14 protein-coding genes are annotated in these 15,090 nt (G+C 41.1%); 6 read left to right on the forward strand and 8 right to left on the reverse strand.

The features are described 5' to 3' along the window. Nucleotides 1–4: 4 nt before the first annotated feature. Entirely contained in the window at nt 5–238 is a 234-nt protein-coding gene (locus N475_RS17965) for a Crp/Fnr family transcriptional regulator (RefSeq protein ID WP_063365735.1), read from the reverse strand. Between the two features lie 188 nt (nt 239–426). Between N475_RS17965 and N475_RS17970 the strand changes: the two genes are divergently transcribed. Genes N475_RS17970 through N475_RS25235 form a run of 3 tightly spaced genes read left to right on the forward strand, consistent with a single transcriptional unit; the run spans nt 427 to nt 2,292 of the window. Further along, nucleotides 427–1,161: an SDR family oxidoreductase gene (locus N475_RS17970; protein ID WP_063365736.1), complete on the forward strand. Its 735-nt coding sequence runs from the start codon at nt 427–429 to the stop codon at nt 1,159–1,161. Between the two features lie 2 nt (nt 1,162–1,163). After that, complete coding sequence (locus tag N475_RS17975; RefSeq protein WP_063365737.1) at nt 1,164–1,604, forward strand: DUF2141 domain-containing protein; 441 nt, start codon at nt 1,164–1,166, stop codon at nt 1,602–1,604. Nucleotides 1,605–1,623: 19 nt separating this feature from the next. Next, nucleotides 1,624–2,292 (forward strand): TVP38/TMEM64 family protein, encoded by a 669-nt coding sequence (locus N475_RS25235; protein ID WP_081216005.1) that lies wholly within the window; start codon nt 1,624–1,626, stop codon nt 2,290–2,292. A 93-nt stretch (nt 2,293–2,385) separates the two neighbouring features. Here the strand turns inward: N475_RS25235 and upp are convergent, their stop codons facing one another. The 4 genes from upp to N475_RS18000 form a co-directional block, all read right to left on the reverse strand. Next, nucleotides 2,386–3,018, reverse strand: a complete 633-nt coding sequence (gene upp / locus N475_RS17985; protein ID WP_063358150.1) for a uracil phosphoribosyltransferase — start codon at nt 3,016–3,018, stop codon at nt 2,386–2,388. Nucleotides 3,019–3,032: 14 nt separating this feature from the next. Further along, nucleotides 3,033–3,581, reverse strand: a complete 549-nt coding sequence (locus tag N475_RS17990; protein WP_063358151.1) for an NAD(P)H nitroreductase — start codon at nt 3,579–3,581, stop codon at nt 3,033–3,035. An 82-nt stretch (nt 3,582–3,663) separates the two neighbouring features. Beyond that, nucleotides 3,664–4,353 (reverse strand): HvfX family Cu-binding RiPP maturation protein, encoded by a 690-nt coding sequence (locus N475_RS17995; protein WP_063365738.1) that lies wholly within the window; start codon nt 4,351–4,353, stop codon nt 3,664–3,666. A gap of 113 nt (nt 4,354–4,466) precedes the next feature. Then, the gene (locus N475_RS18000; protein WP_063358153.1) at nt 4,467–6,428 is read right to left on the reverse strand and encodes an FAD-dependent oxidoreductase; all 1,962 of its coding nucleotides are present in this window, start codon (nt 6,426–6,428) and stop codon (nt 4,467–4,469) included. 239 nt (nt 6,429–6,667) lie between these two features. Here N475_RS18000 and sppA point away from each other — a divergent pair, with 239 nt between their 5' ends. Both sppA and ansA read left to right on the forward strand, forming a co-directional pair. Next, nucleotides 6,668–8,539 (forward strand): signal peptide peptidase SppA, encoded by a 1,872-nt coding sequence (gene sppA / locus N475_RS18005; RefSeq protein ID WP_063365773.1) that lies wholly within the window; start codon nt 6,668–6,670, stop codon nt 8,537–8,539. Between the two features lie 85 nt (nt 8,540–8,624). Continuing rightward, on the forward strand, nt 8,625–9,635 hold the full coding sequence (gene ansA, locus N475_RS18010; RefSeq protein ID WP_063358193.1) for an asparaginase: 1,011 nt from the start codon (nt 8,625–8,627) through the stop codon (nt 9,633–9,635). Between the two features lie 122 nt (nt 9,636–9,757). Here ansA and gndA read toward each other — a convergent pair whose 3' ends face one another. Beyond that, nucleotides 9,758–11,131: an NADP-dependent phosphogluconate dehydrogenase gene (gene gndA / locus N475_RS18015; protein WP_063358154.1), complete on the reverse strand. Its 1,374-nt coding sequence runs from the start codon at nt 11,129–11,131 to the stop codon at nt 9,758–9,760. A gap of 435 nt (nt 11,132–11,566) precedes the next feature. On the opposite strand from gndA, the gene pyk reads away from it, so the two are divergent. Then, entirely contained in the window at nt 11,567–13,000 is a 1,434-nt protein-coding gene (gene pyk, locus N475_RS18020; protein WP_063365739.1) for a pyruvate kinase, read from the forward strand. An 85-nt stretch (nt 13,001–13,085) separates the two neighbouring features. Here pyk and N475_RS18025 read toward each other — a convergent pair whose 3' ends face one another. Both N475_RS18025 and N475_RS18030 read right to left on the reverse strand, forming a co-directional pair. Further along, nucleotides 13,086–13,910 (reverse strand): LytR/AlgR family response regulator transcription factor, encoded by an 825-nt coding sequence (locus N475_RS18025; protein ID WP_063358156.1) that lies wholly within the window; start codon nt 13,908–13,910, stop codon nt 13,086–13,088. A gap of 4 nt (nt 13,911–13,914) precedes the next feature. Then, nucleotides 13,915–14,985, reverse strand: coding sequence for a sensor histidine kinase (locus N475_RS18030; protein ID WP_063358194.1), 1,071 nt, complete (start codon nt 14,983–14,985; stop codon nt 13,915–13,917). Nucleotides 14,986–15,090 lie beyond the last annotated feature (105 nt).

Below are 15,090 nucleotides of genomic sequence, written 5' to 3' on the forward strand. Positions count from 1 at the left end.
CGGTTTAATTAAAGCAGTTCACTTGGCAATAAGCTGCATTTAGACTTCCTATAATGGAATCTTGTTTAATAAAGGATTTGATAGTTTCTTTACCATTTGCCGTGACATAAAATGCTTTTAGTAATCCACTTTCTACCCAATATACATAGTCGCAGTTGTCTCCCTGATTAAATATTCGTGTACCTTTGTCAACCTGACACTGAGTACCATGTGATGCTATAAGCTTTTGAAGTTCCATAATTATTTTCGTTATTTTTGTGTTTAATACGCGTCTAACTGAGTTTTGGTTTCAATTACTCAATTAAGTTGCTCACCTTCAATGGCAATTTGCTTCCACCATTTCCTGACACTTTTAACATAGGTTAATGCGTCACTCGTTACCGCTGCGATAGATTAGCCACTACTTAATGAAATGGAGGCTAACTTTTGAATCTCAAAGACAAGATTATTGTAATAACTGGCGGCACATCTGGTGTCGGTCGTCAATTAGTTGCATCGCTATGCCAACATAACACGGTAATTGTGATTGCTCGACCTAGTCATAGATTAACGCAGCTAGCTAAAACTCATCACAACATCAATGTTTACTCTGCTGACTTAGCAGACCCTTGCCATTATCAACCCTTAGTTGCGAGCATAAAACAAGAGTTTCCTGCAATTGATATACTCATAAATAATGCAGCAATTCAACACACTGCTACTTTTACGGAGCCTAATTTTGATTATGACACTATCTCGCAAGAGATAAACGTCAACTTCAATGCTATTTGTTCACTTTCTTACCTTTTCATTCCGGTACTAGCGAAGGCTAAAGAAGGTGCTGCGATTTTAAATGTCAACTCTGGCCTTGCGTTAGTTCCTAAAAAAACATCCGCCGTTTATTGCGCTTCTAAAGCTGCAATGAATATATTTTCACAAAGCTTAAGTTATCAGCTTGAAGATACACAAATTGATGTATTACAAGCATTTCTTCCCTTAGTAAATACACCTATGACGCAAGGCCGACAATCATCAAAACTGACCCCAGAACAAGCCGCAGAAAAGATCATTGATGGCCTGAAGCGCAGAGTTCCCATAAATAACATCGGAAAAATTAAACTGCTTCGAGCTGTAAATGCATTTGTTCCCGGTTTAGCAAAAAATCTCTTGAAAAGGTCTTAACTATGAAAAACAAAATACGCTACTCAACATTCGCAGGAGTTATGCTAACTATGGCAAACACAGTACACGCTCATTCTATTGAAGTGAAAATAAACGGTATTGATACTGAACGCTCAGGGCAAATCATGGTGATGTTATTTGCGCAAGAAGGGTTCCCCATTAAACATGATAAAGCGATTCAAACGCGCTACCTAACGCCCGATACGCCAAGTCATCAAGTCACATTTACAAGACCTAAGACCAATTTTGCTGTTAAAGTGCTTCATGACGAAGACAACTCCGGTAAAACATCAAAAAACTGGACTGGGATAATTCCTTCGGAGGGGCTTGGTTTTTCTAATGGCGTCACCATATCTTGGCGCGGCGCCCCAAAATTCTCAGACGCAAAAATCCACCCTGACTCTGTCTCAGAACCAATAGAAATTACCATTCGCTATCCATAACTTAGGCAAGGAAAGTCAAATGAAATCAATTTTAAAGCTGATGTTGGTGCTGGCTTGTTTTTTTGCGAGTACGTTCATAGTCCTAAAACTGACTGGCATACTTAGTATTGAAGCCATCGAAAGCTGGTTGCAATTTGCTCAGTCACTGAATACGTTTCTCGTCGCATTAGTTGTCATAACGTTGTTGTTTTTAGATTTATTTGTCGCGGTTCCAACTCTTACACTTGCCTTACTTGCAGGTTATTTTCTCGGCCCTTTAGCAGGGTCATTCAGTGCGATCATAGGGATGTTGCTGGCAGGCTTAGCTGGCTACTGGATAAGTTTCTATTTTGGCGATGGGCTATTAAACAAACTGCTTAAAACTCAAACTGAGCGTGCGTCTGCTGTTTCGACCTTTAAAGCTCGTGGCCCCGTTATAATCTTATTATCTCGAGCGTCTCCCATTTTACCTGAAGTATCAGCGTGTATGGCTGGTTTGACGAAGATGCCATTCAAAGCATTTATACTCTATTGGTTATTAAGTATTGTTCCGTATGCAATCATTGCCGCCTATGCTGGCTCGGCAAGTACACTCGAAAACCCAAAACCGGCAATATATGCAGCGATTGGGTTAGCGGGATTTTTCTGGACAAGCTGGTGGATATTTAGAAGAACCACGTCAAAAAAGATAAAAACACTGTCTATGTGATTTACATTTAGTTGCGACGATTTAGAGTAAAAAAGCTGGTCAATATTGACCAGCCTTTAAATAATTTTTGAGATACCGCGTAGATTTAAAAAGTTAAACTTGAGTACCAAAAATTTTATCACCCGCATCTCCAAGCCCAGGTACAATATAGCCCTGCTCGTTTAAGTGACTATCCAATGCGGCCGTATAAACATCAACATCTGGATGAGCTTTCTCTACCGCAGCGACCCCTTCTGGCGCAGCGACTAGAACGATTGCTGTGATGTTTTTGCAGCCAGACTTCTTGAGTAAGTCGATAGTCGCGATTAAAGAACCGCCTGTTGCAAGCATCGGATCTATCACTAATGCTCTTCTAGACTCAAGGTTGCCGACTAACTTTTCAAAATAAGACACTGGCTCTAGAGTTTCTTCGTTACGTTGCAAACCGACAACACTTATTTTTGCAGCCGGTAGTAATTGCATAACCCCATCTAGCATACCAAGACCAGCTCTTAAAATTGGAACTAGGGTTATCTTCTTCCCTTTGATTTCTTGCACATCCAAGTCTTCGCCTGTCCAGCTTTTAATGGTCGTTGTCTCAGTAGGCAGCTGCCTTGTTGCTTCATAAGTCAATAAATTGCCAACTTCTGAGACTAGCTCTCTGAACTTTTTAGTCGAAATACCATGCTCTCGCAAAAGACCAATTTTATGCTGTAATAAAGGGTGTTCAACAACATGAAGTGCCATAAGTTGCCTCTGTATTATAATTCTGTGAAAAATGAAGAAGGTTCATGACGAACGGGTTTAGTACACTGTACAATCGGCGTTCCTAAGTATAAATATCCGACTATTTCATCTTTTTCGTTGAGGCCTAACTCTCTTTTTACGGTGCCACTTTGCGCGAAAAAGCCAGTTCTCCAAACACCAGATAAATGCTGTGCAAAGGCTGCTTGTTGCATTGCAAAACACGCACATCCAGCACTTTCAATTTGCTCGATTCTAGGAACTTTTGGGTGCTCTTGGTATGGTGACACTGCGATGATCATCATTGGTGCACGATGTGGTAACTCTTTGGCTCGTGAAATCGTGCGCTCGTCTTGGTTTTCTTCGACCGCTGCTTTGTAGTAGATCTCCCCAAGTTTATCGCGCGCATCTTCATTAACAACAATAAACTTCCAAGGTGCTAGTCCACCATGATCAGGCACTTTCAATGCCGCTTTTTTTATTATCTCTAATTGGGACTCTGTAGGACCAGGAAAAGACAATTTGCTATCTGATTGTCGAGTCAGCAATAGCTCTATTGCATCCATTTGAAATTCCTTACTAATAAACAAACACTTGCTATTCTAACGTGAAGTAAAAGGGAAAGTTTAGTCCTTTCCCTTATATTTTTCAGCTATCGTTACTTGCTTTCCTAGCAAACCAGTAATCTAGGCTGAAGAAACGTCCACCCCCAGTGAAGAAGAGACTGAGTAACATCGCAAAATAAATTGCGGCAAATTCAATACCATTATTTAAAATCACAATATTCCCTTTCTCATACAAATATTCGGGAAAACCATGCTTACTAACAATCGATTTGATGCGCTCCAATCGCTCGGCCACTTCAAGACTATTTTCTAAGCTCTTTTGCGCAGTATCACTACCCATCCATGCAAATACTTGAGCAGCACTCGTATCTGGGTTTGCAGGTGCAACTGAGAACCAACCATTGTGCCAATGTACCTGAGTCGCAGCTACAAACATAGTAACCATAAGGGGTACAGACACCAGCCTAGTCAACAGGCCAAGCAATATTAACCAGCCTCCTAAAAACTCTGTCCATCCAGCTAGGAATGCCAACAAGTCGGGAAAAGGTAAACCAAGCCCCCAATCAGCATTGCCAAACCAAGCAACTACATTTTCATCTGCCAAAAGGCTTTCGAAAAACCCAACGCCCTCTTTACTCAGGTTAAGCTTGTTGTAACCTGCAATAATCATAACAGGCGCAATGATTAATCTGAGCAGTAAAGGTGCTAAGCCGCTCATTACTTCAGTTTTTTCTATGCTAGTTTGATAAATAGATTGGATTTTTTTAATCATATGGAGATCTACACATTTTAGGATATTCATAGAGTGTAGACCGAACCACATTAAGTTTTATTGCAGGATAAAAAAATCGGCATTTAACTACCGATTTTTTATTACTTGTATGTTTAAATTTTACGCGCTACTTGAAGCGCTTCAAAAATAGCCCTTTTAGCATCAATTGCGCTGGCAAGTAAAGCACCTCCAATTACGTGGTGGTTTTCTGGCAGCTGTGCTTTGTCAAAAAGGTCTTCGTTTGAAGTTTGCCCAATGCACGCTATCACAGTATCCACATCGAGCATTTGCTCTTTCCCATCGATGCGCACTACTAGCCCAGCATTAGAAAACGACACGTACTCGCAGCCTGCTATCTGCTCAACTTGGTGATGTTTAGCTACCGCGCGATGTATCCAGCCCGTCGTTTTACCCAGACCCGAACCAAATCGTCCTGCGCTACGTTTAAGCATGTAGAGTTTGCGCTTTTCTGTCGATGGCGTAACGTCCTGCTCGATCCCCCATTGACTCTTAAAATCATCAATGGATTGATTTTCAGGTTCAGTCAAAAAAGCCACCATATCGAACCCAATTCCGCCAGCACCTAAAATCGCGATCTTATCTCCGACTTCAACTTCTTTACGGATAACCTCGTCATACGCTAACACCCGTTTGCCATCGCTACATTCAATATTTGATAAACGCGGGCTAACACCGGTTGCAAACACCACATCGTCATATTTTGCGCCGAGCTCATCGGTGTATTCACATCCTAAATCCAAATTGACACCAAGGCGCTCTACTTCGTTTAAAAAGTACTTAAGCGCAAGCTTAAAGTCTTCTTTACCTGGGATACGCATTGCTAAGTTAAACTGACCACCAGGGTGTTCATTTTTATCAATTAAAGTAACGTTGTGACCTTTTTGCGCAAGGTAACAACTGGCCGACAAACCAGCCGGGCCCGCACCAACTACCAGTACACTTTTTACTTTGGTAGTCTTTTCTAATGGATAGTCTAGTTCGAAACCAGCTTGGGGATTAACTAAACACGTTGCACGCTTGCCCTTAAACACGTGATCAAGACAACCTTGGTTGCACCCAATGCAGATATTAATCTGTTCAGACTTATTCTGTGCATACTTATTGAAAAACGCAGGGTCAGCTAATAACGGCCTAGCCATTGAAATTAGATCTGCCTCACCACTGTCTAAAATATTGTTAGCAAGGTCTGGAGTATTGATACGGTTAACTGCAACAACGGGCACATCCACGACGTCTTTGAGCCGCTTTGACGCTTCTCTAAACGCTCCTGGAGGCACCATACTTGCAATAGTTGGAACTCGCGCTTCATGCCAACCAATACCCGTATTTAATATATCTACTCCAGCGGCCTCTAACGCCTTAGCTTGAACTGTAACTTCTTCGGACGTCGAACCGTTTGGCACTAGATCCATTACAGACAATCTAAACACAATTATGAATTTATCGGACACCCTAGCTCTAACAGCCTTTACAATATCAACGGCCAAACGCATGCGGTTTTCTAAAGAGCCACCATACTCGTCTTCACGATGATTTGTGTGTGGAGCCATAAACTCATTAATTAGGTACCCTTCGGAGCCCATAATTTCTACACCATCATACCCAGCTTTTTCTGCCATGTAGGCTGATTTCGCAAAATCTTTTATGGTGTTTTTAATCATACCCAATGACATTGATTTGGGTGTGTATGGGTTAATTGGCGCCTTAATAGGGCTTGGTCCAACATTAAATGGATGATATGCATACCTACCAGCATGTAATAACTGCAAACAGATTTTTCCGTTATGTTGGTGTACTACATCCGTATAGGCACGATGTTTAATTACATCGTATCGGCTGTTAAAAGATGATGAGATTGGCGTAAGTTTGCCACGTATATTAGGGCTATATCCGCCCGTAATGATGAGTCCAACACCACCTTTAGCTCGCTCTTCATAAAAAGCTCTTAGCCTTTTTCGGTTGTGCCACCCCTCTTCTAATCCTGTATGCATTGATCCCATGACCAAGCGATTACGCAGCTCAGAATTTTTAAGTTGTAGTTTTTGTTCTAACATTGCTCGCCCCAATGTAACTGGTCTTACCTGTGAACATTAACCTTTTTCAAAATTTTGGCAAGTAAAAAGCCAAAATTATTTATTCAAAGCACTAGGAAATTTAAATCTTTGATCAATTATTCAAATATGTACGTAAATTAATACTTCGTTACGTTTTAGATGTAACACTCCGCTCACAACTAAGTTATGATATTAAATGAGAGTATTTAGGTACTATATTTAGAGGAATCACATTGAAGTTGATCGCAAAACTATTTAAAGGTATCTGGCACGCGCTGAATTTTTCACGCAGGCTGATAGTAAACTTGGTCTTTATCGCCCTTATTGTTGTTTTTGTAGCAGCGATAGTATCATCTGATGAAGAGGTTTTAGTGCCGCAAGATAGCGTGCTTAGGCTAAACTTGTCTGGTGTTTTAGTCGAACAGTTAACTTACGTCGACCCGCTAGATGCTGCATTGGACGACGCTATGGGTTCGAAGGAAATGCCCACAGAAATCTTGGTAGATGATGTCGTCCGCGTGATTAATGCTGCGTCACAAGATGCACGTATTCGTGCACTTAACCTTGACCTTAGACACCTTCATCATGGTCATTTAGACAAACTTCGTGACATTACAGATGCCATTGAAGCATTCAAAGAAACAGGAAAGCCTGTTTATGCACACAGCCCATACTTTACTCAAACACAGTATTACTTGGCTGCCACTGCAAATGAAATATCCATGCACCCATATGGGGCTGTAAGCTTAAGTGGTTTTGGTACATACCCTATGTACTTCAAAGATGCGTTAGACAAGCTCAAAGTAACACAGCACATATTTCGTGTTGGGACATATAAGTCCGCAGTTGAACCTTTTATAAGAAATGACATGTCAGATGCCGCAAAAGAGGCTAATAAATTGTGGTTAGACAGTCTATGGATGCAATATAAAGAGGACGTTGCCGCAAAACGACCTTTTGACACCCAAAACTTTGATGAAACACTTGCTCAGCTTGGCGATAAAATGGCAACAGTTTCTGGAGACTCAGGCCAGTTTGCTCTTAAGTATGGCTGGGTAGATAAATTAGAAACGGATCAAGAGTTCAACAGCAAGTTGGTTGAAATTGTCGGGACGCAAGATAAAGGCAATGCATATAGACAAGTTAAATATAGCGATTATTTAGCTTCAATATCCGGTTTGAACAACTTCCCAAACCCTATTACTGATAAAGTAGCAGTCGTTGTAGCTAAAGGTCATATCGTAGACGGAAAACGCAAAGCAGGTGTGATTGGTGGCGATTCAACAGCTGCACTCCTGCGCAAAGCCCGATTAGATGATAAAGTGAAAGCGGTAGTACTTCGTATTGATTCAGGTGGCGGTAGCATGTTTGCCTCAGAAAAGATCCGCAACGAAGTACTTGCTATAAAAGCTGCAGGAAAACCAATTATCGCTTCGATGGGCTCTGTTGCCGCTTCAGGCGGTTACTGGATTGCTGCATCTGCAAATGAAATTTGGGCTTCTCCAAGCACCATCACGGGCTCTATCGGTATTTTTGGAACCATCTTTACATTTGAAAACTCACTTAAAGAACTAGGTGTGTATTCTGATGGTGTTGCTACAACAGAGCTCAAATCTTCATCAGTAGCTCGAGGCTTAGACCCGGAGTATGCTGACATCATACAAATGAGCATTGAAGACGCATATGATAAATTTTTATCAATGATTTCTGAGGCTAGAAACCTGAGCAAAGATGCAGTAAATGAAGTTGCACAAGGTCGCGTATGGCTGGCACCTCAAGCATTAGAGTTTGGCCTAATCGATAAACTTGGCACTAAACAACAAGCAATCGAAGCCGCTGCAAGCCTTGCTAGTCTTGAACACTATGATGTCATTACTGTTGAGCAAACTCTGTCAGAAAAAGAACTGCTAATGCAACAAATCTTTGGTGCTGAGCTAGTTCAATCATTCATTGAGAGTGAAGTTCAAACAACTGACCCTCTTCAGGTCATTACCAAACAAGGTGTGAACCAGTTACTGGAGCAAGTGCAAAAAAGTGCAAAAATGATTGAACTATATAACGACCCTAACAGTATATATAGCGTGTGCACGATGTGTAACGTCACACCATAGTGTATTGCACTTAAGGTTAATGAATAAACTGCAATGTGATGCTGCAGTTGATATACTAAGCCCAGAAAAATTTCTGGGCTTTTTTATGAAAAGAAAAAAAATCTATATTGCCTACACTGGCGGTACAATTGGTATGAAACAATCCAGCAAAGGCTATGTGCCGGTTGCAGGTTACCTGACAGAAACAGTGAAAAATAACGCCGAATTCACACGAGAGGAAATGCCGTTATTTGATATTCACGAATATTGCCCACTTATTGATTCTTCGGATATGTCACCTAAACACTGGCAGCTTATCGCAGAGGACATCAAATCTAAATACAACGATTACGACGGCTTTGTTGTGCTTCATGGCACAGATACGATGGCATACACCGCCTCTGCCCTTTCTTTTATGTTTGAAAATTTAACGAAGCCTGTGATTGTGACTGGTTCGCAAATTCCGCTATCTCAATTAAGGTCTGATGGTCAAGTTAACTTGCTTAATGCAATGTACCTCGCAGCCAACTATCCAATAGCTGAAGTCAGTCTCTTTTTTAACAACAAACTTTTCAGAGGAAATCGCGCCTTAAAAGCCCATGCCGACGGTTTTGACGCATTTGCTTCACCGAACTTGCCACCACTTGCACAAGTGGGGATCAACATTCAACTACAAGAGGGTAAGCTAAGCCCTTATGTTGACCAAGACTTAGATGTGACCTCGATTCAATCTCAACCAATTGCCGTGTTACACCTTTACCCGGGCATAAGTGCAGCAATGGTCGAAAATGTGCTATCCAGTGACGTTAAAGCGCTTATCTTATTGAGCTTTGGAGTGGGTAATGCTCCTCAGCAAGAAAGCATATTGAACGCCTTAAAAGCAGCTTCTGACCGTGGGGTTGTAATCGTTAATCTGACACAATGCTTGCAAGGACAGGTAAATATGGGTGGCTATGCAACGGGTAATGCACTTCTAAACTGCGGTGTGATCAGCGGTTATGATATGACACTAGAAGCCTGTTTAACAAAATTACACTATTTGTTTAGTCAGGATCTAGAACTTGAAACAATCCGTCATTTAATGCAAGACAACTTGCGTGGGGAATTGACTCGTTAACGACGCTTAGCTATTGATTGTATTACTCTCTCCTAAATAAGTTTGAAAAGTATTAATACTATTTAGGCCGGGTCAGAGCAAAATAAAAAGGCCACTTCATGTGGCCTTTTTACTCAACTGCGTTATCTAACTTTCTCAGGTAGATCAACTAAGTCTGTTAGATGAGATGTCTCACCGCTGTGAGTCTTAATGCCATGCTCTCCAAAGTAGTCTCGCTGAGCTTGCACTAAGTGTCCATTACTAGGCGTACTCAATGTTGCAATATACGTTTGGGTTGACGCCAATACTGGAAACGCTAAACCCGTTTGAATTGCCTGACCTGTAATGCTTCTCAAAGCATTCGCTTCATGCTCTAAGGTATCAATAAAATCAACACCTTTTGCTATATCATCCAAGTAATCAGCACGGATAATACAACCAGCTCTCCACGTTTGTAGTGTTTTGGCAAGATCTACTTTCCATTGATGTGAACGAGAAGCACCTTTAATTAGTGCTAGACCTTGGCGGTAGCATAACAAACTTGCAAAATAGAACGCTGATTTAAGCTCGTCTAGGTCAATATCAACTTTGTTGGTTTGCTTAGCCTGATACGTCATTTCTTTAGCAGCTAGCGTGCTAATTGTATTTGTTAAATGGCGTGCTTGAACCGCTGCAACAAGTGAAGGTACAGCGATACCCAATTCTAATGCATTTTGAGCAGTCCACAAACCTGTGCCTTTTGCACCTACTTTGTTGTCAATAAGGTCAACCAATGGTGTCTGTTCATTATCCTCTAAGCTCAAAATATGACGAGAGATAGATAACAAATAGCTATTCAATTCGCCTTCTGACCATGACTCAAATACAGCTGCCACTTCTTTTGGCGAGCGCCCAGTACCAATTCTTAGTAAGTGATAGATTTCTGCAATTAGCTGCATCAAAGCGTATTCAATGCCATTGTGGACCATTTTTACAAAATGACCGCTAGCAGACTGGCCAACACGTGCAAAACAAGATTCATCATTGTAACTTGCTGCAACTTTTTCAAACCATGGAACTAAACGTTCCCATCCACCTTCTGAACCACTGGCCATCATTGCAGGGCCGTGGCGTGCGCCTTCAGCTCCACCTGAAATGCCCATAGTCGCAAACTCAAATTTATTTTGATATTTAAGTTTGCGAGCAATACCGTCTTTGTAGTTACTGTTACCACAATCAACAATGATATCGCCTTTTGACACGCCGGCTTCAATCAATTCATTACATACGGTATCAACCAACTCACCAGCTGGTACTAACAATAATACTGAACGAGGAGGCTCAAGCCTTTTAACCATATCACCGAGATCCGATACGATATGGAGACGCTCTTCTACACCCAACGCCTGCGCACAGCTGATAAGTTCAGCACCAGCGTCTGGATTTTTATCATAGGCGACTAACGTCATACCTTTCTCAATTAAGTTAAGTGCGAGGTTTTTACCCATCACACCTAAACCAACTAATGCAACTTGCATTAAGTTTCCTCCTCGGTAACAACCACACTTTAATTCGTTCACACGATGTCGAGTACATTATACCTGAGCTACATTCAATGTGCTGCTCTGGCCACTCTTAATTACTAAGCTGTTCAAAGTTTAGTACTAATTCACTGATAACACGCCTCAGCTCAAGCAAAAAATTTTGCCTTACACACTGGCTGAATGCATTATAAGTCAGAGTGTTAATAAAAATCTTATATAACTCTTAGATTGACGACTCCTGACACCGGTGTCATAATCACGTCATACAGATCATATAATTTAATTTGTGTATGAAAAAGGGTTAATAGGCAAAACTTTACAGAAAAGCGCGAATATATGACATTATTTAGTTAAACACGCTTTAAATGCCTATTTTTCAACCTACTTTTCGAAAAAGATGTTAGCAAGAACAGCCTACAGGAGAATCTGATGCTTAGACGCACAAAAATAGTTGCCACATTGGGACCAGCTACAGATAGAGATAATAATTTAGAAAAAATCATACGCGCCGGTGCTAATGTAGTACGACTAAACTTTTCCCACGGGGTGGCGCAAGATCACAAAGACAGAGCCGAAGCTGTTCGAGAAATTGCGAAAAGATTAGACAAGCATGTTGCTATTCTTGCAGATTTGCAAGGGCCGAAAATACGAGTTTCTACCTTCGCAGAAGGTAAAGTTAATTTAGAAGTGGGTGCTAAGTTTACACTAGACGCCGAGCTGGGTTTAGGTGAAGGCACCGTTGAGTCTGTTGGTATTGATTACAAAGAGCTACCACAGGATGTACAAACAGGAGATTTACTACTTCTAAATGACGGCCTTATTCAGCTTACGGTTGAAGATGTTGTTGGACAAAAAGTAAATTGTACTGTAACCGTTGGTGGCGTTTTATCTAACAACAAAGGAATTAACCGCTTGGGCGGTGGTTTGACAGCTCCGGCGTTTACAGATAAAGACAAGCAAGATCTAATCACAGCAACTGAGATTGGTGTTGATTACATTGCGGTTTCGTTCCCTCGTAGTGGTGACGATATGCGTTATGTGCGCAGTCTTGCTGAGAGAGCAGGTTCAAACGCACAGCTTTTATCAAAAATTGAACGTGCTGAAGCTGTTGAAACAATTGAAGCGATTGATGACATTGTTTTAGCATCAGACGCTGTTATGGTTGCACGTGGTGACTTAGGTGTTGAAATTGGTGATGCTGCACTAGTTGGTAAGCAAAAGCAAATTATTAGCCGAGCGCGTTCTTTAAATAGAACTGTTATTACAGCGACGCAGATGATGGAATCAATGATTGACAATCCAATGCCAACACGTGCAGAGGTCATGGACGTTGCTAACGCAGTGTTAGATGGTACAGATGCAGTAATGCTATCCGCAGAAACAGCCGCTGGTGATTACCCAGAAGAAACGGTAGCAACAATGGCACGTGTTTGCCTTGGTGCAGAGTCGCAACCTGAAACGCATATTTCTAAACACCGACTAGATAGCATGTTCTCTGATACATCAGAAACATTGGCACTTTCTGCGATGTACGCAGCAAACCACTTAGACTCAGTAAAAGCAATTGTCGCTCTGACAGAGTCTGGTAATACTTCTAAGCTTATGTCTAGAATCAGTTCTGGCTTGCCTATCTTCTCACTTTCTCGTCATCGTTCAACACTTGGACAAACTGCGCTCTATCGTGGTGTTTATCCAGTATACTTTGACTCAACAAGCTGTACTGCTGAGTCTCTTGTTCGTGACGCGCTAAATACACTAGTTGAAAGTGGTTCGCTAGAGAAAGGCGATACAGTGATTCTTACGCACGGTGACTTAATGGAAACAATTGGCGCTACCAATACAATGAAAATCGTCACCGTTTAAGCGCATATTTTAGTACAAATAAATACAGCCCAACATAAGTGTTGGGCTTTTTTGTAGCCAGACTAAAATACGTTAAAGACTAAATTTAGCTAGCCAATGCAGACTTAACCTTGTCTCGGTAACTGCGGCTAACTTTTAATTCTTGGCCGTTATCTAGAACCAATAAATATTCACCGCTACTTTGTGTAACTAGCTTGCTTATCTGCCCAGTATTAACAATCGCCGAACGGTGAACTCGAACAAATAGCTTCGGATCGAGTTCTTGTTCAAGTTCTTTCATCGTTTTTCTTAGAATGTGAGTTTGGCCATCTGCGCAATGAAGACACATGTAATCGCCAGCAGCATCAATCCATTGAATCGTTGCTGTAGACACTCTGATAATTTCACCCTGCTCTTTCACCGCTAGCGATTCTGGAAATTTTTTATCTTCAATCACGTCGCCAGTTGCTAGTTTCTTGAGTATCTCTTCGCAGTTATTGCCAGTGATCCCTGCGACAAAGCTCGCAAGCTTTTTCTTATGGGCATTATCTTGTTGGGTTTTTAGATAGCTCTGCACTTTTTCAATCGCCTGTTTTAGTCTGTTGTCATCTACTGGTTTGAGAATGTAATCCAGAGCGTGAATTTCAAACGCCTTTACAGCGTAGTGGTCGAAAGCCGTAACAAAAACTATCGCCGGTAGGGGTTTAACACTTTCACTCAAGGTTCTAGCGACCTCAAAGCCATTCATGCCAGGCATTTGGATATCTAAAAAGACCAAATCAATATCTTGCTGTTGGCATAATTCAATGGCTTTTTGTCCACCATTACAAAGCTCAATTACTTCTATTTCTTCAAAATCTTTTAGTCTGACGGCCAACCCTTTTCTGGCTAACGGCTCATCATCAACAATTAGCGTTTTAATCTTGCTCATTACTTCACTTCTCGGCCTTTTCAAACGGAACTCGTATATTAGCCTTCAACCCTGAAGGCGTATTATTTGACAGCACAAACGAAAAATTATTTTCGTACAGTGTTTTTAATCTATCTTGTGTATTTGCGATACCAACGCCACCAGCACTCCTCAACTGCCCATTGTTTAATTCTGCACCGGGCCCATTGTCTCCAACTTCTAACAATAGCTCATTGGCAAATACTTGTGCTTTAATTTCTATCTTGCCGCCCTCATCCATATGCGCAATAGCATATTTAATCGAGTTTTCTATAAGCGGCTGTAATATTAAGCTTGGTACTAATGCTTCTTTGGCTTGCTCAGTGATATCTAGATCTATCGCCAAACGCTCATCAAATCTAACTTTCTCTATTTCTAGATACAATTTTAATGCATGAAGTTCCTGCTCAAGTGGCACTTTCTTAATCGGATCGGTATTTAATGTATAACGTAAGAAATCACTTAGCCTTGACACCATTTGATTGGCATCTTTGTTTTCTTCAACTAAAACGAGTGTCGAAATTGCATTCAAAGTGTTAAACAAAAAATGTGGATTAAGCTGATAGCGCAACATTTTTAGCTGTGCCTCATGCGCCATGGTATTTGCCTTTAGCGCTTTTTGGCGCTCACTTTGTAACAATTGATAATACTTAATACCAAAGTACAACCCACTCCAACATAAAACAATATAAACTGAATCTAAACCTTGTTGCAGGTAGTAAAACCACTCGTCTGGACGATACCCATGCCGGTAAATTTCCCATAGGTTGTATTTTTGAACAACAGACCAAAGCGTACCTGTGATGTAGGACACACTAAAGACAACAAAAATAAGTATCCAAGGTTTCGCATTCCAAACCCGACGATACAAGTACCTAAGTGGCACTGTCATTAAACAACCAGCGTAAGCATTGAGTACTATCACAAACACGTAGATATCACGCATTTCAAATACTTTGGAACCAATATAATTTACCAGCGCGTAACCAATCCACCCTGATATTTGCAGTACCCAAAAAAATCTTTGTCTATTATCGACGAGAGCTTGCCAGTTCAAATTCACATATACCTCTTGTAACCTACCTCGATTATATCCCATAGGGTTTGAGATAGGCACTACCAATAGTCTTGTATTTCCTCCGGTTAACCGCAAATTCGCACT

Origin of the sequence: Pseudoalteromonas luteoviolacea DSM 6061 (assembly GCF_001625655.1) — a bacterium.
Classification (GTDB): domain Bacteria; phylum Pseudomonadota; class Gammaproteobacteria; order Enterobacterales; family Alteromonadaceae; genus Pseudoalteromonas; species Pseudoalteromonas luteoviolacea.